The organism is Acidimicrobiales bacterium, from assembly GCA_033344915.1.
Taxonomy (GTDB): domain Bacteria; phylum Actinomycetota; class Acidimicrobiia; order Acidimicrobiales; family Aldehydirespiratoraceae; genus JAJRXC01.
In genome coordinates this window covers 2466608-2486178 of the sequence record JAWPML010000001.1, presented here as the reverse complement: position 1 = coordinate 2486178, position 19571 = coordinate 2466608, and the positions used below count along the sequence as shown (strand labels likewise).

Here is a 19571-nt window from a genome sequence, read left to right as displayed (position 1 = left end):
TCACGGTCGATCGCCGAAGTCCGGCCGTTCGGTGCGAGAGCGCTTGAGCTCCCAGAAGCCCTCGATGTTCATCATGGCGACGAGCGCGTCCCACATGGCGAGGGAGTCGTCCGTCGGCGGGACCCGGGTGATGACGGGGCCGAAGTAGGCCTGCTTCACGCCGGCACGGTCGTCGAAGGCGATGATCGGTGTGCCGATGTCCTCGCCCGCCAGCGCGATGCCCTGGTCATGGCGCGTCTGGATCTCGAGATCGAATTCCTCGGACTCGTACGCATCGGCGTGGGTGGTCGGCAGGCCGACGGCCGCGAGCGCGTCCGCCACGTCGAACTCGAACGCCTGGTCGTGGTGGATCCGGCGGCCGTACTCCCAGTAGAGCCGGAACACGGCGTCTTCACCCTCGTCGGCCCGGACCGATTCCATCACCCGCAGCATCTTGTAGGTGCGGTCGACGGGCGCGAAGTACGGCGAGTCCTCCTCCGGCTTGTTCTTCAGTTTCAGGCTGATCGGCTGCCACGTGATGTTCAGGTCACGAGCCGGCGCGACCTCGTCGACGACCCAACGGGCCGTCACCCAGCACCACGGTCAAATGGGGTCGACCCAGAACTCGAGATCCATGGCGGGCACCCTAGCGGCCGGTCCGGCGCGACGGTCCGGCTCGGTTCGCCGATGGTCGGTGTGCCAACCTTGCCCATGGCCGGCCTCGAGATTCCCCCGGATCTCGGCGACCCGAACGTCCGCGTCCGGGCCACCGACAAGTACTCGCTGCCGCTCGTGCGGGCGATCGTGGGGAAACCGCGCCTGACCGAGGCGGTCTTCGGGCGGACCCGCTGGGGCAACATGTTCGCGGACGGCATGGCCGAGAACCCGTACCAGGCCTACGGGCCGATCATGGCGGACGGACCGGTCGCCTGGAGCCCGTGGTACCAGCAGTACTTCGTGACCGGCTACGAGGAGGCTCGCGCCGTCCTGTCGTCCGACGCGATGGAGGTCTCGACGCAGCGGGAGGTCGTGCTCGCGGTCGCGCCCCACGCGAAGATGAGCGACACGTCGAAGGCGTTGTTCCGCAACTTCCTCCTCTTCGTCGATCCGCCCGATCACACCCGCCTGCGCGGTCTCGTGAGCCGGGCCTTCACGCCGAAGCGGATGCGGGATCTCGAACCGGATGTCGAACGGCTCGCGAACGGGATGTTCGACGCCGTCGCCGACCAAGAGGCGCCCGATCTGTTCGCCGCCTTCAACGCGCCGCTCCCGATCCACACGATCTCGGTGCTGCTGGGCATCCCCGAGGAGCACTGGCCGTTCACGGTCGACGTCTCGAACGCGCTCCTCGACTATCTCAACCCCTTCCCCGATTTCGACCTCGACGAGACCGACGGGCTCCTCCAGGCGGGGGCCGCCTTCCTCGACGATCTCGCCGAGGAGCGTCGCCGCGAACCGCGCGACGACCTGCTGAGCGCCCTCGTCCACGCCGAGACCGACGAGGGGCGCCTCGATCGCTTCGAGGTCGTGGCGATGGCGATGTTCATGATGTTCGCCGGTCACGAGACCACCAGTGGATCGCTCGGCTTGGCGATGGTCCACCTCGCCCGCCACCCCGATCAACGTCGGCTCGTGATGGACGATCCCGCCCTCTGGCCGAACGCCGTCGAGGAGCTCCTTCGCTACGACCCGCCGCTCCACGTCGATCCCCGCGCCGCCAAGCGGGACGTGACCATCGGCGATGTCGACATCAAGGCCGGCAAGCGGCTCACGGTCCTCCTGGCGGCCGCCAACCGCGATCCCCGCCGGTTCGACGAGCCCGACACGCTCCGCCTGGACCGCGACGATCCCCACGGGGTGTCGTTCGGGCACGGCATCCACCACTGCATCGGCGCGGCGCTGGCCCGGATGCAGATGCGGGTGGGCCTACGGGTGTTCCTCGAGCGGTTCGGGGAGTACACGATCGACGACGCGGCGATCGAGTGGAAGGCCCACCCGGTGCTGCGGGGCCCGGTCGGTCTGCCCGTCCATCGGGGCTGACCCCCGTCGGCGCGGGGCTGCGCCCCGCCGATGAGCTAGCTGTGACGACCGGGGACGTTGTCCCTGGGTTGATGGGGTGGGGTGATCCACCGATGGGTTGAGCCCTCCGAGTGAGGCTGTGGGTGTTCCACCACTCACATCTCAACCGGAGGGCTCTATGAGTCACGCTAGAACCCAGCACCCGAACGCGGTGATGACCCCGAATGGTCGGCGCCGAATGGTCGGCTGTGTGCTTGAAGAGGGCTGGTCGATCGAGGCGACTGCGCAGCGGTTCCAGGTCGACGCGAAGACGGTGCGCAAATGGCGCGACCGGTTCCTGACCGAAGGACCCGGTGGTCTGCGGGACCGTTCATCGCGACCTCACCGATCACCGAACAAAACGTCCCCGCGGGGACGTCGTGAAGTGATCCGTCTTCGCAAGAAGCGGCGGTGGGGCGCCGATCACATAGCGCATGAGACGGGTCTGGCCGCGTCAACGGTGCAGAACATCCTGCGAGCTGAGGGGCTGGGCCGACTCGATCGAGGCGACCGAGCCAGCGCCGAACCGGTCATTCGCTATCAACGCGACCGGCCAGGCGAGCTCATCCACGTCGACATCAAGAAGATCGCCGCGATCCCCGACGGCGGCGGCTGGCGCATCCACGGCCGAGGCAACGACACCACTCGCGGCCATTCCGGCGTCGGTTACCGCTACATCCACTCCGCCATCGATGACCGCACCCGGCTCGTCTACTCCGAGATCCACGACGACGAACAAGCCCTCACCGCCGCCGAGTTCTGGCTGCGCGCCAACCACTGGTTCAACCGCGCCAGCATCGAATGCGAACGCGTCATCACCGACAACGGACCCTGCTACCGCTCACAGCTCTGGCACACCGCATGCGACACCACCGGCACCACGGTGAAGAAGACGCGCCCAAGGCGACCGCAAACCAACGGCAAGATCGAACGCTTCCACCGCATCCTGCTCGAGGAATGGGCCTACATCCGGCCCTGGACCTCAGAGACCCAACGCGCCACCTACTACCGCGGGTTCATCCACTTCTACAATCACCACCGATCCCACGGAGCACTCGGCTGGGCAACCCCAGCCTCAAACCTCAGGGACAACCTCCCCGCGGAGCACAGCTAGCCCTTGGCGGAGATCCCGACGCGCGCGGCCGGCGCGGCCCAGTCGGGCCAGCGCTCCCGGCTCTTCTGGGCGAGTCGGTGCATCAGGGCGATCGCGCCCGGGTCGTCGTCGCCCGGTCGGGTCTCGATGACCCCGTCCTTCACCATGGCGTCGATGATCGCCCGCCCGAGTTCGGTGCGCACGATCGTGAGGGTCCAGTCGGTCGTGTCGCCGATGCCCCCGGTGGAGATGTCGGCGTGCTCGGCCGCGAAGTCCGGACAGTGGTGGCAGCCCTCCCGCGTCCAGGCGTGGCATTCCTTGAGGTTGATCTCGTGGTAGCCGCCGTCCTTGGTCCAGATCTGGAAGACGCCCTTGATGTTCATCTTGGCGATGTCTTCCTTCTTCAGGCCGTACTTGACCTCGAACAGTTCGTCGAAGAGCGCGTCGTCGAACGACTTGGAGCACAGGAGCCCGATGTTGAGCTTGATCGGCTTCGAGACCTTGCCGATCTTGCGGTGCCACATGACCGGGGCGACCGAGGTCTGGCAGCTCATGCCGACCAGGGCGAGCCGGTCGAGCCCCTTCTCCTTGGCTTCGTCGAAGGCCATCGTGTTCGCCGAGTAGGTGTAGCGCGAGCCCGCCCCGCGCAGGACCTCCTCGCGGTTCGTGGCGACCATCGGGAACGCCTTCCAGCCGGGTTCGCCGTTCGGCAGGCTCTCCACCCCCGAGGTGAGGGCGCCGTTGACGACGTCGTTCTCCAGGCACCAGATGAGGATCGCCGAGACGAGTCCACCGTCCTGGCCGGTCTCGTAGACGAAGTCGTCGCTCGCCCGGGTGAGGAGGATGTCCGAGTAGACGCCGGCCATCTCGTCGGGCTCGCGTTCGCGGCCGAACAGGTGCAGGTCCGCTTCGGGCTCCCAGGCCCGGAACCGCGGGCAGGCCCGGGTGCAGGAGGTGCATCCCTTCTGCCCGTGGATGCAGTCGTCGAGGCCGAGTTCCTCTTCGAGGTGGAACGGGGTGTAGGCGCCGGGTTCGTGTTCGTAGCCGATGACGTCATGGGGGCACGAGATGACACAGCCGGCGCAGCCGGTGCACAGCCCCGAGGTGATGACCTCGTCGAAGAGCTCTTTCCACTGGTACGTCCAGCGCTCTTTCCCCTTGCTCGGGGCGGCGCCCGAGGATCCCGATGAACCTGCTGCTGAATCGGTGACCGTCATGGCGCCGAACCTATCCCGACTGGCCCGGGGCCTCCGCCATTCGGGCCTTCATCTCGTCGTCCGTCATCTGGCCGGCGAAGTACTCGGCGACCCACGCCGGCAGTTTCCAGCGGTCCGCCCAGCGCTCGTCCTCCAGCCACACGACCTCGGTGTCGATCCTTCCGTCGTCGTGGAACGTGAAGCGCCGGTAGCCGGGGGGCATCAGCAGGAGGGCGTCGAAGTCGACGCACACACCGGTCGACGGGCAGACGTGGGACGGCACGCCCGCGGACACCCGATCGACGCCGGTGTGCTCGTGGCCCGCCGCGATCGCGTGCAGCGGGGTGGCCGCCCCGACGAGCTCGGCGATCTGGTCGTCGTAGCCGGGCCGTTCGAACATGCCGGTGCCGCCGGGCGGGTGGTGCAGCCACAACATGGCGTGGTCCGCTTCGCCCAGCTCGAGCTGGCGACGGAGCCAGGACAGCTCCTGGGTGGTGATGCCGCCCCGGGCGAGGTCGACGCGGTCGGGATGGTCCGTCCACCCCGCGATCGGGTCGTGATGGCCGCCGTCGAGGTTGCTGTCCCCGAAGAGAAACAGCCACGGCCCGATGCGCAACGACCGCGGCACCGCGATGTTCAGCCGGGGGAGCACACCGTGGAGCGGGTCGACGAAGTCGTGGTTGCCCGGGAGACAGTGGACCGGTAGATCGAGCGAGGCGAGCGCGTCGCCGGCCAGCCCGTACTCGTCGAGCTTGCCCTCGTTGGCGATGTCGCCCGTCACGACGACCAGATCCGGGGCGTCGCCCCGCACCTGTTCGGCGACGGCGGCGAAGGTCTCCGCGGTGTCGCGGAGCATGTAGCCGCCGGGCTTGGTGCTGAAGTGGAGGTCGGACAGCTGAACGACGCGGATCGGAGCCATGGGCGCGACCCTATTGCACCTCGTCAGGGCAGCTCGGTGGCCGGCTCCCCGAGACGGATCAGGGTCGTGAGCGTGCGCAGCAGGGGCACCTCGATGCCGTGTCGGTCGGCTCGGCGGACGACCTCCAGCTGGCGTGCTTCCCACTCCGTGGGCGCGCCGGCGACCCGATCCGTCGTCTGCGACGACATGTGACCGGTCGCCCGTTCGAGCACGATGTCGGCGAACGTCTCGCCCAGGCCCGGCTGGAGGGCGGCGCCGTCCGCGATCGCGACCGCGATCGCCTCCTCCATGACCGTGACGCACAACGCCCGGGCCTCGGGGTCCGCGAGGATCCCGTTCGTCGTGCCGGTCAGCGTCGTCACCGCTCCCACACCACAGTTGGAGACGAGCTTCGACCATGCCGTCGTGTGGAAGTCGGCCGCGGCGGTGCAGTCGACATAGGTGCCCGCGAAGAGATCCACGATCCGCTGGGCGGCGTCGTCGTCGGGCACCTCCAGCCGGGCGGGCAGCCCCACCGTCACGTGGCCCGGTGCGTGCCGGTCGGCGGGGAGGAACACGATCGTGGGCACGACCGCGGCCTCGCCGACGAGGGGGCCGACGAGCTCCCGCTGGCCGATGCCGTTCTGGAGGACGGCGACCACGGTGTGCGGACCACACGCGGCGCGCAGCCAGCCTGCGGCCGCGGCCGTCTGATGGGTCTTCGTCACCAGCAGGACGACATCACACGGCTCGACGGCGACCGGGTCCGTGACCACGCGGACGGCCTCGTCGACGGGTTCGGGCGCACCGTCGACCCGCAGCCGATCGAACGCCGTTCTCGCGGCGATCGTGAGTCCGACGTCGTTGCGTCCGACCAACGCGCCGGCGACCGCACAGCCGATGGCGCCCGGTCCGACGAGGGTGACGCTGGTGGTGTCGCTCATTGGGACACATTCACAGAACTGGACCAACCTGTCACAAGTGGCGGGGCTGTCTCGTCAGATGGGCATGACAACTCCGAAAGCGGACCTGATGGCGAACTCCGGCGACCCGAACGAGTTCGACGTGGTGATCGTGGGGGCCGGCATGGCCGGCCTCAGCGCGGCGATCGAAGCCGCCGACGGCGGTGCTCGGGTCGTCGTGCTCGACGCCCGCAGCACGATCGGCGGCCGGGCCCGCACCCGCGAGCGAGACGGGTACGCCATGAACGAGGGCGGCCATGCGCTCTATGTGGACGGCGCGGCCATGACCTTCCTGCGGGAGTTGGGCCGCGAGCCCCGGGGTGGTGTCCCGGACGCCGGCGCCGGCATCGGCGTCGACGGTGACCGCGAGGGTGCGTTCCCCACGGGCCTCGTGTCGCTGCTCCGCACACCGTTGCTGAAGGGCGACCGCGTCGCGATGGCGCGGCTCTTCGCCAAGCTGCCGAGGCTCGACCCGGCGAGCTACGCCCACACAACGGTGGACGTCGCGGTCCGCGACCTGCTCGGCGGTGGACGAGCCGCTCGACTCGCCCATGGCCTGTTCCGGCTCTCCAGCTACTTCAACGATCCGGCGCGCACGAGTGCGGACGCCGGCCTCGTGCAGCTCCAGATGGTGGTGCGCAACGGCGTGCGCTATCTCGACAACGGCTGGCAGACGATGGTCGACTCGCTCGAGAAGATCTGCATCGATCGGGGCGTCGAGATCCGCACCGCCACCAAGGCGACCGCCGTCCGGCCGACGGGGGAGGGCTATCTCGTCACGGCCGGCGACGAGCTGTCGTGCCGGCGGGTCGTCGTCGCGGGGTCACCGCAACTGGCCGCCGGCCTGTTGGGCGACGTCGCGTCCGTGACCCGGCAGTGGGCGGCGGACGCCCGGCCGGCGACCGTGGCCGCTCTCGATGTCGGGTTCCCCCGGGACTGGCAGGGCCGGCGTCCGTTCGCGCTCGGTATCGATCAGCCCACCTATCTCTCGATGCACGCGCCGGTGGCAGACTTGGCGCCGGAGGGCCACACCCTCCTGCATGTCATGCGGTACCACCCGAACGACGAGACCCCCGACGCCGACGCCGACCGGGCCGCGTGCGAGGCGTTGCTCGAGCGGGTGAGTCCGCGTTGGCGGTCGGAGGCCGACCACGTCTCCTTCAGTCCCCGGTTGGTGGCGTCCACCGACCAACCGTCGGCCGCCTGCGGTGGCCTCGGTGGTCGACCGCCGGTCACCGTTCCGGGTCATTCGGGCCTGTTCGTCGCCGGTGACTGGGTCGGCCCGGAGGGCGTCCTCGTCGATGCTTCCGTCGCGAGCGGCCGCGCTGCCGGTCAGGCGGCGAGCCGATGACCGACACCGACGCCGACCGGATGGCCGACGGCTTCGAGGAGCATCGGCACCATCTGTTCGGCGTCGCCTACCGGATGCTGGGCCGCGTCGCGGAGGCGGAGGACGTCGTGCAGGAGACGTGGCTGCGATGGGACGCGGCCGACCGAGCCACGATCGAGCGGCCACGGGCGTGGCTGACGACCGTCGCGAGCCGTCTCGCGATCGACCGGTTGCGCTCGGCCCAGTCGCGCCGGGAGTCCTACGTCGGCCCGTGGCTCCCGGAACCGCTCCTCACCGGCGACGACGATCCCGCCGCGCACGCCGAGCTCGCCGAATCACTGTCCCTCGCGTTCCTCACGATGCTCGAACGGCTCGACCCGGTCGAACGCGCGGCCTTCCTGCTGCGGGAGGTGTTCGGCCACGACTACGACGAGATCGCCGAGACCATCGACCGGTCCGTCGTCAACTGCCGCCAGATCGTCCACCGGGCGAAGGAGCGGCTCGGTCCCGACCGCCCGACCCGTTTCGAGGCCGACCCCGACGACGAGCGTCGCCTACTCGACTCGTTCCTCGCCGCCGCGGTCACCGGCGACGTCGAGTCGTTGGCGCAGATGCTCGTGGCGGACGTCGTCGTCTGGAGCGACGGCGGCGCCAAGCAGTACGCCGCTCGTCGGCCCGTCGTCGGCCGGGACCGGGTCGCCATGTTCGTCCGGGGGATTGCCGCCAAGCGGGAGAAGATGCACGCCGAGTTCGTCGTCGACCACGCCCGCATCAACGGGACACCGGGGCTCGTCGCCTACGGCGACGGTGAACTCTTCATGACGATGGCGTTCGACATCGGCCCCGACGGCATCCGCGGCATCCACGCCGTGCTCAATCCCGACAAGCTCGAACACCTCCGGTAGCGGCGCGTTCCACGCAGGGATGGTGTTCGTCGCCGGGTCGTAGCGGCCGAGCCACTGGGTCATCCAACTCGGATCGGCCTGCTGGCTCGGGTGATGGCTGGGAAGGAGCGTGATCGCCATCGTCGGTATGACCTCGAAGGCGAAGCCGATACCCCACTTCCAGAGCCGGAACCAGGCGACGGGGGAGAGGACCCGGCGCCACGCGGTGAGCTGGGCGACCGTGCCCAGGAAGATGAACCACACGAGCATGGCGAAGCAGGTGGCCATCGCGGCCAGGTACCGGACCCGGCTGCCGTCCGTCGCGGCCCACACGTCGTGGGCGACGGTCTTGTGCTCGACCTCCTCCGCGAGGTGCCAGAGGACGAGCGTCGACGGTTCGACGTCGGCGCCGCGGAACAGCTCGAAGCGCTTCGCGTCCATCCAGCGGGCCGCGGCGAAGGCCGTTGCTTCGAAGCCGGCGGCGTAGGCGATGCCGAAGCGGGGACCGAGGCGCCGCTCGAGGAAGCCGTAGGACGTCGCGAGCCAGCGCTCGACCCGTCGCAGCGACGGGTGTTGCTCGGTGATGATCTCGTTGAAGCGGCGATGCTGACGGGAGTGCTCGCCCTCCTGGCGGAGGTACTCGTCGACATCGGCCCGCAGGATCGGATCGTCGACGTCCGCGGCGGCGCGGCGCACGGCCCGCATCACGTAGGGCTCGCCGTGGGGCATACCGATCGACAGGGCGTTCACCGCGGCGGCGAACTCCGGCTTCAGCGGCTGCCACGCTGCCCGCGTGTCATCGGGCCACTCCAGCTCGATCGCCCGGTGTTCGATTCCCTCGGAACGCATGTCGTATCAATCGGCTGCGGCGGCGCCGACTGGAGCGAAGCAGCGCCCTCGGCAGGACTCGAACCTGCGCACACGCCTCCGGAGGGCGATGCTCTATCCGCTGAGCTACGAGGGCTTGCCCTTTCGGGCGAAGCCTCAGGGTAGCCCGGCGATCCGGGACTCGGCGCTAGTTGTCGATGCCGCCGGGCGAGGAGAATTCCTCGCAGTAGGTGGCGTCGGCGAGAACGGACGAACCCAGCCGATCGAGGGCGTCGCCGGGCTCGTCCGGGAACGGGAACGCGGGCATGAACTGATCGGGGTCGAGCCGGTTGTCGAGGCAGGTCCACCCGAGGGTGTTCAACGCGTGGGTGTCGAGGTTGCCCTCGTTCGAAGCACCGAGGATGACGGCGCCACCGGCGTCGCAGCCGGCGACGATGCTGACTGTCCGATTGCTCACGTCGATCGGCGTCGGCTCGTCGATGCGGCCGCCGTCGAAGCGGTTCGTGGCCGCGTCGCGCCAGGCGTCGATGTAGGACGCGACGACACAGTCGTACTCGGCCAGGTGGGTGTCGGGAATCGAGAGAGCGCCGGGGATGTCGGCGTCGAGATGCGGGTTCAGCGCCGGGCCGCAGTCGATGAGCGCGTCGGCCAGTTCGGCGGCGAGGTCGTCCGAGGCGTTCGAGGACGTCTGGGCGCTGAGGTCCACGTCCACGAGGTCGTCGAGCGTCCAGCCATCCGCGTCGCCTCCGTCGTCGCTGGTCGGGGCGACGACCGCATCGATGATGCAGGCGGACTCGGTTCGGGTCAGACCGCTGTCCATCGCCGCCTCGATGAGCACGGTGCGCTGGATGGCGGCGTCGCGCTCCCAGTCCGCGTCGTCGGCGCCGGAGCCGACGGCGCGATCGGCGCCAGGAGCGGGATCGGAGCCTCCGCAGGCGGTCGCGAACAGCGCCACGAGGAGGACGAGAGAGGTCAGCACGCGAGAACGCATACCGTTCACATCGGCCGGAGAAAGCTCACTCTGAGGACTCGGGTCACCCGGTAGGCTCGACGCTTTCCGACCCCTCCGAGGCTCTTGCACGATGGACGTTCGCGATTCGCTCCGCACCGCTCTGCGGGAGGCGCTGGACGTCGCCGGGGTCGACCCGGTGCCGACCGAGATCACGCTCGAGCGACCGGCCAATCCCGAGCACGGTGACTGGTCGTCCAACGTCGCCCTCGCCACCGCGAAGGCCGCGGGCCGCAACCCCCGCGAACTCGGCCAGCAGCTGGTCGACCACCTCACCGCCGATCCGCCCACCCACGTCACGGCCGTGGAGATCGCGGGGCCCGGCTTCGTGAACTTCCGCCTCGGCGACTCGTGGCTCCACGAGGTGCTGGAGGACGTCGTCGCCGCTGGGACCGACGGCTTCGCGATCGCGGACGTCGGCGCGGGCACGGCGGTGAACATCGAGTACGTCTCGGCCAACCCCACCGGGCCGTTGCACGCCGGCCACGCGCGCTGGGCGGCCTATGGCGATGCCCTGAGCCGCCTCTTCGCCCGCTGTGGCTATGAGGTCCACCGCGAGTTCTACGTCAACGACCGCGGCGTGCAGACGCAGCTCTTCGGCGCGTCGCTCGTCGCTCGCGCGGCGGGCGAGCCGCTGCCCGAGGACGGGTACCGGGGCGAGTACGTCGCGGAGTGGGCGGAGGAGATGCCGGGCGCCGCGGACCCGGTGGCGTGGGGAATCGAACGGGCCCAGGCCGACCAGCGTCAGGTGCTCCAGTCGATGAACGTCGAGTTCGATCTGTGGGCCTCCGAGCGGGGCTTCGTCGCCTCCGGGGCCATGGAACGGGCGATCGACGAGCTGCGGGCCGCAGGCTTCGTCTACGAGCAGGACGGTGCCACCTGGCTGCGCACGTCCGATTTCGGCGACGAGAAGGACCGGGTGCTGTTCAAGTCCGATGGCGAAGCCACCTACTTCGTCCCCGACATCGCCTACCACCACGACAAGTACCGACGCGGGGACCTGGTGATCGACATCCTCGGTGCCGACCACCACGGGTACACCCGACGGATGAGCGCGGCGATGCAGATGCTGGGCCATCCGGCGGACAGCTACGAGGTGCTGATCGGCCAGAACGTCACCCTCGTGCGCGACGGGGAGGAGGTCCGCCTGTCCAAGCGGGCCGGCACGATGATCGAGGCGCGGGACCTCGTGGAGCTCGCGGGCGCCGACGTCGCCCGTCTCACCTTCCTGCTCCAGTCGATCGACACCACCCAGACGATCGACATCGACGTGCTCGTCGCCGAGTCCAACGAGAACCCCGTGTACTACGTGCAGTACGCGAACGCCCGCGTGCACTCGCTCGCCCGGCAGGCCAAGGAGCGGGGCATCACCCGACTCCCGCTCGCCGATGTCGATCTGTCCGTGCTCACCCACCCGCGCGAACTGGCCCTGTTGCGCTCGCTCTCCGAGCTGCCCGATGTCGTCGTCCGAGCCACGGAGCACCGGGCGCCCCACCAGGTCACGGGCTGGGCCCGCGAGTGCGCCGCCGCCCTCCACGGCTTCTGGCACGACTGCCCGATCCTGCGCGACGACGTCGAGGAGCCGGTCCGACAAGCCCGTATGTGGCTGGTCGAGGCCACCCGCATCGGGCTGGGTGTCGGGCTCGATCTGCTCGGCGTGAGCGCGCCGGAATCGATGTAGGCCGTCGTGCAGCCTTTCCCGTTCCGCCTGCTCCCCGATTCCTCGGAGATCGTCGACGGTCGACTCCACATCGGCGGCTGCGACGTCATCGACCTCGCCGCCGAGTTCGGCACGCCGGTCTTCATCTACGACGAGCAACAGCTCCGCGATCGTTGTCGCGAGGCGGTGGCGGTGTTCGGCGACGGCGTCGCCTATGCCACGAAGGCGTTCCTGTGTGGCGCGATGGCGAAGCTCGCCCACGAGGAGGGCATGCACCTCGATGTCGCCACGGGCGGCGAGCTCCATGTCGCGCTGACCGCAGGCGTTCCCGCCGACCGGATCGTCCTGCACGGCAACAACAAGTCGATGCGCGAGCTGCGCATGGCGATCGATGCCGGGGTCGGGAGGATCGTCGTCGACTCGTTCGACGAGCTCGATCGGCTCGATCTGCTCCACGCGGAGACGGGGACGGCGCCGAAGGTGCTGCTGCGTCTCACGCCGGGCGTGAAGGCGGAGACCCACGACTACATCGCCACCGGGCACGACGACTCGAAGTTCGGCTTCACGGTGTCGACGGGCCTCGCCGCGTCGGCGATCGAACGGGCCCGCGCGAGTGACGCCGTCGAGCTGGTCGGCGTCCACGCCCACATCGGCAGCCAGGTCTTCGTCGTCTCGTCCTTCGCCAAGGCGGCCGCCGTCATCGCCGAAGCGGCGGCGCCCTACGGGCTCCCGGAGATGTCGGTCGGCGGCGGGCTGGGCGTGCCCTATGTCGCCGACGAGCGGGCGCCCACGATCACCGAGTGGGGCACGGCCGTGCTGGAGGCGTGCCGCAACGCGGGGGTCACGGCCCAGATCTCGGCCGAACCCGGTCGCTCGATCGCGGCAGCCGCGGCGATCACGCTCTACGAGGTCGGCACCGTGAAGAAGCTGGACGGCATCCGCACCTACGTGTCCGTCGACGGCGGCATGAGCGACAACCCCCGCCCGGTGCTCTACGGCTCGGGGTACGAGGCGTTCCTGCCCCGCGCGGTTGACGCCGATCGCCCCGCGACCGTCACGATCGTCGGGAAGCACTGCGAGTCGGGCGACGTCCTCGTGCGCGACGCGACGGTCCCGGCCGACCTCGTCGTCGGTGACATCCTGGGGACCGCGGTCACCGGGGCCTACGGTCACTCCATGGGGTCCAACTACAACAAGGTGCTGCGGCCGCCGGTCGTGTTCGCCCGCGACGGCGACGCCCGGCTGGTGGTGCGCCGAGAGACCTACGACGACCTGACCCGCCTCGACGTCTGAGCCATGGCGGTCTCCTCGCACCACACTGTCGGCCGGGGGGACGTGCTGTGGCGGGCGACACTCGACGGCGTGCTCATCCGCGTGCCCGGAGCCGACGAGGTCGTGCAGTTGGGAGGCACCGGGGCCGCGGTGTGGGCCGAGCTCGCGACGCCGCGGACGTTCGGCGATCTGTGCGCGGCGCTCGCCGAATCCCACGACGCCGCTGCGGCGCGGATCGCCCTCGATCTCCAGCCGGTGATCGCCGATCTGGTCGAGCGTGCGGTGGTGCGGGTCGATGGTTGACGAGCCGTGGCTCGGCCGGTTGGCGGGCTACGGCCTTGCCGGCGCGCCCCCGCTCGGCGAGATGAGCTCGACGATCGACGAGGCGCTCGGTGCGGTCCGAAGCCACAAGCTGATCGGCGTGCTGGCGGCCGCGGTGGCCGACGAGACACTTCGGGTCGACGAGGACGACCGGGCTCGGATCGCACGGGCTCACGACGCGGCCATGCGGGAGTCGCTGTTGTTGGAGGAGATGTTGCTGCGGGCGATTGCGGTGCTCGACGATGCCGGGGTCGACCATCGAGTTCTCAAGGGCGCGGCCCTCGCCCATCTGGTCCATCCCGACCCGTGCGAACGCAGCTTCGGCGACAACGACATCCTGCTCCGGCCCGCCGACGTCGACCGGGGTGTCACTGCGCTGGTGGACGCAGGGGCGATCCGGCCCGTGCCGCCCCTGTCCGCATCCTTCGATCGCCGTTTCGCCAAGTCCGTCACCCTGCGTTGGCACGGTCCGACGGAGTTGGACGTGCACCGCACGCTCGCCGCGGGCCCCTACGGCCATCTGGTCGTTCTCCCGGACCTCGTCGGCGAACCGGTCGTGTTCGAGCTCGCCGGCACCGCGCTTCGCACCTTGCCGCCGCTGCTGCACCTGGTCCACGGCGCCATCCACGTCGCCCTGGGTGACGTGGAGCCGCGGCTCGGCAACGTGCGCGATCTCGCACTGCTGGCGGCGCGCCCCGACATCGATGTCGACGCGGTGGTCACGCGGGCGACCGCGTGGGGCTGCGCCGCCCCGGTCGCACTCGGGTTGCAGGCCACCCGCGCCCTCGGCCACGACCGCTCGGCGATCGAGTCCTGGGCCGACGCCTACGTCATCGACGCCACCGATCGCCGCCGTCTGGCCGCCTACGCGGACCGGTCCGGGCGCTTCCGCCGCCAGGCCCTCGCCTCGTGGCGTGAGCTCAGCTGGGCCGAGCGTCCGGCGTTCGCCCGCGCCCTGCTCGTACCCAGCGCCGCCAACCGCGCGGCACGGGGCCGGGCGGGTCGACGCCGCCCGGCGCGCCGCCGATCGGGCTGAGTCCGGCGATCGCCGGGGACGCTACGTCGATCGCCGGCGCGATGGCGTCGTCGGTCCCCGCCCCGCGGCGCGGCGCCGGACGCGCGTCGTCGAGGATCGCGGCGACGTCGGCCGCGAGGTCAGCCGGACAGCCGAGGTGCTCGAGGGCCGACACGCTCCATCCGACGGCCGCGTCGATCCGCACCCCGGTGGCGTCCAGGACGCGGGCGGCGGCCGCCGCGCGCGCCGCGTCGGGGCGTGCGGGTTCGCCGGCATCGGGCACCAGACGGAGCATCTGACAGAAACTACATGAAAGAGAATGGAATGCCATCCCGCGAGAAGTCGCCCGTGACCTCCCCGTCGGGCGGATACGCTCGGCGCCCGTGAACCCATCCTCCGGCCGCCCCGACGACGTGACCCCGATCCGACTCGGATTGCTGGGATGCGGCACGGTCGGGAGCGCGCTCGCCCGGCTGCTCACGGAGCGCCACGCCGAGATCGCCGATCGACGCGGGGTGGACCTGTCGATCCGTCGCGTCGCGGTCCGCGACCTCACCAAGGCCCGCGACGTCGACATCGACCCGGCCGCGTTCACCGATGATGCCGGTGCGGTCGTCGAGGCCGATGACGTCGACCTCGTCGTGGAGCTGATCGGCGGCGTCGATCTACCGCGCGACCTCGTCGCCCGAGCCCTGGCCGCGGGCAAGCCGGTCGTCACCGGGAACAAGGCGTTGCTGGCCACCCACGGTCCGGAGCTCTACGCCCTGGCCGACGAGAACGGTGTCGATCTGCTCTTCGAGGCGGCCGTGGCCGGCGGCATCCCCCTGATGCGCCCGCTGCGCGAGTCGCTGATCGGGGAACCGGTGACCCGGGTGATGGGGATCATCAACGGCACCACGAACTACATCCTCACCCGCATGTCCGAAGCAGGGGTCGCCTACGCGGACGCGCTCGCGGAGGCCCAGTCCCTCGGCTACGCCGAGGCCGACCCGACGGCGGACGTCGAGGGTCATGATGCGGGGGCGAAGGCCGCGATCATCGCCACGATCGTCTTCGGCCGCGCCGTGCTCGCCGACGATGTGCACCACGAGGGCATCACCCGGCTCACGACGGACGACATCGCCACCGCCGCCCGACTCGGGTTCGCGGTGAAGATGATCGCCGTCGTGGACGCCGACACCGCGGGAGCGGAACCGGCGATCGCCGTGCGCGTCCATCCCGCGCTCGTGCCGCTCGACCACCCCCTCGCGTCCGTGCGTGACAGCTTCAACGCCGTGTTCATCGAGGGCGATGCCGTCGGCGATCTCATGCTCTACGGCCGCGGTGCGGGCGGCGCGCCCACGGCCAGTGCGGTGCTCGGTGATGTCATCGATGCCGCGACGAACCTCGTCACCGGCACCGCGGCGCGGATCGGCAGCCTGCCCCGCGCCACGATCCGCCCGCTCGACGAGCTGTCGTCCGCGTTCTATCTCCGCATGGCGGTCGCCGACGAGCCCGGGGTGCTCGCCCAGGTCGCCGACGTGTTCGGTCGCAAGCACGTGTCCATCAAGTCGATGGAGCAACAGGGGCTCGGCGCCGAGGCGCGGGTGATCTTCATCACCCACATCTCCCAGGAAGCGGCGGTGCGGGCCACGCTCGACGAATTGCGCGAGCTCCCGGCGGTGCGCGACATCGCCGCCGTGATCCGCGTCGTCGGCACCGACGACTGACGATGATCGACTACCACAGCTCCCGCGGGAAGGCGCCGGTCCTGCCGTTCGGCGATGTGCTCCTGACGGGACTGGCGAACGACGGCGGCCTCTACCTGCCGTCCGCCTGGCCGCCGCTTCCCGGCGCGCCGGCGGACACCTACGCCGAACTCGCGGCCCAGGTGATGCAGCCCTTCGTCGAGGGCTCGATCGCCGCCGATGACTTCGCGGGGATGGTGGCCGACGCCTACGCCACCTTCGATCACCCGGACGTCTGCCCGCTCGTGCGACTCGACGAGCACCACCACCTGCTCGAGCTGTTCCACGGGCCCACGCTCGCGTTCAAGGACGTGGCGTTGCAGCTCGTCGGCCGGCTCTTCGACCACGAGCTCGAACGTCGCCAGGAGCGGGTGATGATCGTCGGCGCCACCTCCGGCGACACCGGTTCCGCCGCCATGGAGGCCGTGCGGCACAGCGACCATGTGGACATCGTGATCCTCTTTCCCGAAGGACGCACCAGCGAGGTGCAGCGTCGCCAGATGACGACGATCGGGGAGCCGAACGTGCACGCGGTGGCGATCGAGGGCACCTTCGACGACTGTCAGGATCTCGTGAAGGCGATGTTCGCCGACGAGGCCTTCCGCAGCCGCAACCGCCTTTCCGCGGTCAACTCGATCAACTGGGCCCGGGTCATGGCCCAGATCGTCTACTACGTGTGGGCGGCGCAGCGCCTCGGTCGTCGCGACACCCCGACCACCTTCTGCGTGCCGACCGGCAACTTCGGCAACGTCTTCGCCGGTCACGTCGCCGCGGCGATGGGTCTTCCCGTCGAGCGCTTCCTCGTCGCGAGCAACCGCAACGACATCCTGACCCGACTCATCGACACCGGCGAGATGGTGGCCGACGACGTCGTGCCGACGCTCTCGCCGAGCATGGACATCCAGATCTCGTCCAACCTCGAGCGCCTGCTCGTCGAACTGTTCGACGGCAACGGCGCGGCCACCGCCGAGCTGCTCAATGCGTTCCGGGAGTACGGCCGGGCGTCGCTCACTGCCGCTCAGCACGAGCGGCTCCGCGCCGAGTTCGCCGGGGCCCGGCTGGACGATGACGAGACGCTCGCGGTGATCGCTCAGGTCCATCGCGACCACGGTCTGCTGATCGACCCGCACACGGCGGTCGGCATCGGTGCGGCCGAACGACTGCGCCGCGACGGCGAGACGGTGGTGACCCTCGCCACGGCGCACCCCGCGAAGTTTCCCGACGCCGTCGAGGCGGCGACGGGGGTCCGGCCCGAGCTTCCACCCCGACTCGCGCCGATCCTCGAGCGCGACGAGGCGTTCGCGGTGCTCCCGAACGATCTCGCCGTCGTCCAGGACTTCGTGGACGGCGCTCGGCGCTGAACGGCCCCGGCCGCGGCCGGCGGTTGTGGTTTCGGGCGGCGCACCCGTAGCCTGACGAGCGTCGAGTCCATCGGGTTTCGTGGCAGCTCTGCCCCGCTCGTGCCTTCCTCGACTTCCCAGCGACGAGGAGCCTTCCCGTGGAAACCGCGGAAATGCGCCGGTCCACCCTGCAACGCAAGGACCGCGAAGAACTGACGTTGATCGCCACGACGCTCGGCAAGAAGCCGTCGTCACGAGCCCGCAAGGGCGAGATCATCGAGTTGATCCTCGACCTCGCCGCCGGCGGTGACGGCAGCAGTGCCGGCGACGCCTCCCCCGACGAGGCCTCCGAGCCCGCGTCGACGGACAACGCCGACGAGCGCGCCGAGGCCGACGATTCGGACGACTCCGACTCCGACGACGGCAACGACGAGAGCGACGACAGCGACGACGGGGACACCGGTTCCGACTCGGCCGACGGTGACAAGAAGAGCGATGGCGGCTCGAACGGCAGGGGCGAGGCCGGCGGCAAGGACGGCGGCAACGCGGAGTCCGGCAATCGCAAGCGCCGGCGCCGCGGTCGGGAACGCGACAACAACAAGGACAGCGACGAGAAGTGGGACGGCGAGCCGATCCCGGTCGCCGGCTACCTCGAGCTGCGCAACGAGGGCTACGGCTTCCTGCGCGTCGACGGCGCGCTCCCGTCCAAGGACGACGCCTACGTTCCGGTGAAGATGGTCCGTCAGTTCGGGCTCCGGAAGGGCGACCATCTCGCCGGTACCTCCCGCCCGGCGAACCGCAACGAGAAGAACCCGGCGATGATCGAGATCCAGTCGATCAACGGTGACGAGCCGTCGGGTGAGGTCGATCGCATCGATTTCGACGCGCTCCCGGTCGTGTATCCGAGCGAGCCGATCGTGCTCGCCGGCGAGCAGGAGCCGGCCGATCCGACCGGCGCCGTGATCGACATCCTGACGCCGATCGGCAAGGGCCAGCGGGTGCTGCTCGCGGGGCCGCCGAAGTCCGGCAAGACCACGGTGCTCCAGCACGTGATCCGGTCGATCGAGACGAACCACGAGGACATCGAACTGCTCGTGCTGCTCCTCGACGAGCGGCCCGAGGACATCACCGAGATGACCCGCTGGACCGAACGGGGCGACGTGGTCGCCGCGTCGTTCGAACGTCCGGCCGAGGAGCAGGTCACGATCGCCGAGATGGTGATCGAGCGGGCCAAGCGCATGGTCGAGTCCGGCAAGGACGTCATGGTCGTGGTCGACGGTGCGACCCGGCTCGCCCGGGCCTACGCCCAGGAAGTCGGCGGCGGTCGTTCCGGCGTCGCCGTGGACGCCACCACGGTGCATCCCGCGAAGCGTTTCCTCGGCGCGGGCCGCAAGCTCGAGGGCGGCGGGTCGCTCACCATGATCGCGACGATCACCGTCGACACCGACTCCAGCATCGACGGCACGATCTACGAAGAGCTCGCGCCGACCGCCAACTGTGAGATCCGGCTGTCGCGGGCCGCAGCCGTGCGTCGCGTGTTCCCCGCGGTCGACATCGCGGCCTCCGCCACCATCCACGAGGAGAGCCTGCGCGACGACGATGCGCTCGCCACGGTGGAGGAACTGCGTCGGGAACTGGCTTCGATCGCCGACGATCCGGCCACCGAGGAGTCGGCCGACCTCCAGGCGTTGCTCACGAAGATCGCCGATAGAGTGGTGAAGCTATGAAGTCCGACATCCACCCCGAGTACCGCTACGTCGTCTTCCAGGACATGTCGGCGGGCACCTCCTTCCTCACCCGCTCCACGATCTCCACCAGCGAGACTGTCACGTGGGACGACGGCAACGAGTACCCCCTCGCCAAGGTGGAGATCTCGAGCGAGAGCCATCCCTTCTTCACCGGTCAGATGAAGATCGTGGACACGGCCGGTCGCGTCGAGCGCTTCGAGAAGCGCTACGGCCGCCGCAAGGCCGCCGCCGGCGAGGCCGAGGTCTCGGAC

General features: G+C 69.9%; 16 protein-coding genes, 1 tRNA gene and 2 pseudogenes. 12 read left to right on the top strand and 7 right to left on the bottom strand.

Going from position 1 to position 19571, the window contains the following annotated elements; translation table 11 throughout:
- Positions 1 to 570: a hypothetical protein gene (locus tag R8F63_12100; protein MDW3219342.1), complete on the bottom strand. Its 570-nt coding sequence runs from the start codon at positions 568 to 570 to the stop codon at positions 1 to 3.
- A gap of 120 nt (positions 571 to 690) precedes the next feature.
- On the opposite strand from R8F63_12100, the gene R8F63_12095 reads away from it, so the two are divergent.
- Entirely contained in the window at positions 691 to 2019 is a 1329-nt protein-coding gene (locus R8F63_12095) for a cytochrome P450 (GenBank protein ID MDW3219341.1), read from the top strand.
- 157 nt (positions 2020 to 2176) lie between these two features.
- The gene (locus tag R8F63_12090) at positions 2177 to 3151 is read left to right on the top strand and encodes an IS481 family transposase (protein MDW3219340.1); all 975 of its coding nucleotides are present in this window, start codon (positions 2177 to 2179) and stop codon (positions 3149 to 3151) included.
- Here the strand turns inward: R8F63_12090 and R8F63_12085 are convergent.
- The 3 genes from R8F63_12085 to R8F63_12075 are packed head-to-tail and all read right to left on the bottom strand — an operon-like array spanning position 3148 to position 6168.
- A complete protein-coding gene (locus tag R8F63_12085) occupies positions 3148 to 4347 on the bottom strand; it encodes a Coenzyme F420 hydrogenase/dehydrogenase, beta subunit C-terminal domain (GenBank protein MDW3219339.1) in 1200 nt (399 codons plus the stop codon). The two genes, R8F63_12090 and R8F63_12085, sit on opposite strands and share 4 nt — an antisense overlap.
- A 10-nt stretch (positions 4348 to 4357) precedes the next feature.
- Positions 4358 to 5245 (bottom strand): metallophosphoesterase, encoded by an 888-nt coding sequence (locus R8F63_12080; GenBank protein MDW3219338.1) that lies wholly within the window; start codon positions 5243 to 5245, stop codon positions 4358 to 4360.
- A 23-nt stretch (positions 5246 to 5268) separates the two neighbouring features.
- Positions 5269 to 6168, bottom strand: a complete 900-nt coding sequence (locus R8F63_12075) for a 2-dehydropantoate 2-reductase (GenBank protein MDW3219337.1) — start codon at positions 6166 to 6168, stop codon at positions 5269 to 5271.
- 64 nt (positions 6169 to 6232) lie between these two features.
- Between R8F63_12075 and R8F63_12070 the strand changes: the two genes are divergently transcribed.
- Both R8F63_12070 and R8F63_12065 read left to right on the top strand, forming a co-directional pair.
- Positions 6233 to 7537 carry an FAD-dependent oxidoreductase gene (locus R8F63_12070; protein MDW3219336.1) on the top strand — a complete coding sequence of 435 codons (1305 nt, stop codon included), beginning with the start codon at positions 6233 to 6235 and terminating at the stop codon, positions 7535 to 7537.
- Entirely contained in the window at positions 7534 to 8421 is an 888-nt protein-coding gene (locus R8F63_12065) for an RNA polymerase sigma-70 factor (GenBank protein ID MDW3219335.1), read from the top strand. Before R8F63_12070 ends, R8F63_12065 begins: the two co-directional genes overlap by 4 nt.
- A gap of 90 nt (positions 8422 to 8511) precedes the next feature.
- Here the strand turns inward: R8F63_12065 and R8F63_12060 are convergent.
- The 3 genes and pseudogenes from R8F63_12060 to R8F63_12050 all read right to left on the bottom strand — a co-directional run bounded on the left by R8F63_12060 (position 8512) and on the right by R8F63_12050 (position 10207).
- A pseudogene (locus tag R8F63_12060) lies at positions 8512 to 9249 on the bottom strand (metal-dependent hydrolase).
- A gap of 43 nt (positions 9250 to 9292) precedes the next feature.
- Positions 9293 to 9364: transfer RNA gene (locus tag R8F63_12055), tRNA-Arg, on the bottom strand.
- Positions 9365 to 9415: 51 nt separating this feature from the next.
- Entirely contained in the window at positions 9416 to 10207 is a 792-nt protein-coding gene (locus R8F63_12050) for a hypothetical protein (GenBank protein MDW3219334.1), read from the bottom strand.
- 103 nt (positions 10208 to 10310) lie between these two features.
- Between R8F63_12050 and R8F63_12045 the strand changes: the two genes are divergently transcribed.
- The 8 genes and pseudogenes from R8F63_12045 to R8F63_12010 all read left to right on the top strand — a co-directional run bounded on the left by R8F63_12045 (position 10311) and on the right by R8F63_12010 (position 19538).
- Complete coding sequence (locus R8F63_12045; protein ID MDW3219333.1) at positions 10311 to 11918, top strand: arginine--tRNA ligase; 1608 nt, start codon at positions 10311 to 10313, stop codon at positions 11916 to 11918.
- Positions 11919 to 11924: 6 nt separating this feature from the next.
- The gene (gene lysA / locus R8F63_12040) at positions 11925 to 13190 is read left to right on the top strand and encodes a diaminopimelate decarboxylase (protein ID MDW3219332.1); all 1266 of its coding nucleotides are present in this window, start codon (positions 11925 to 11927) and stop codon (positions 13188 to 13190) included.
- Between the two features lie 3 nt (positions 13191 to 13193).
- Positions 13194 to 13472: a PqqD family protein gene (locus R8F63_12035; GenBank protein ID MDW3219331.1), complete on the top strand. Its 279-nt coding sequence runs from the start codon at positions 13194 to 13196 to the stop codon at positions 13470 to 13472.
- The gene (locus R8F63_12030) at positions 13465 to 14526 is read left to right on the top strand and encodes a nucleotidyltransferase family protein (GenBank protein MDW3219330.1); all 1062 of its coding nucleotides are present in this window, start codon (positions 13465 to 13467) and stop codon (positions 14524 to 14526) included. Before R8F63_12035 ends, R8F63_12030 begins: the two co-directional genes overlap by 8 nt.
- A 362-nt stretch (positions 14527 to 14888) precedes the next feature.
- The gene (locus R8F63_12025; GenBank protein MDW3219329.1) at positions 14889 to 16214 is read left to right on the top strand and encodes a homoserine dehydrogenase; all 1326 of its coding nucleotides are present in this window, start codon (positions 14889 to 14891) and stop codon (positions 16212 to 16214) included.
- A 2-nt stretch (positions 16215 to 16216) separates the two neighbouring features.
- Positions 16217 to 17593 carry a threonine synthase gene (gene thrC / locus R8F63_12020; GenBank protein MDW3219328.1) on the top strand — a complete coding sequence of 459 codons (1377 nt, stop codon included), beginning with the start codon at positions 16217 to 16219 and terminating at the stop codon, positions 17591 to 17593.
- Between the two features lie 137 nt (positions 17594 to 17730).
- Positions 17731 to 19299 carry a transcription termination factor Rho gene (gene rho / locus R8F63_12015; protein ID MDW3219327.1) on the top strand — a complete coding sequence of 523 codons (1569 nt, stop codon included), beginning with the start codon at positions 17731 to 17733 and terminating at the stop codon, positions 19297 to 19299.
- Positions 19296 to 19538, top strand: a pseudogene (locus R8F63_12010) (type B 50S ribosomal protein L31). The gene rho and the pseudogene R8F63_12010 overlap by 4 nt, the downstream one beginning before the upstream one ends.
- Positions 19539 to 19571: the final 33 nt, after the last annotated feature.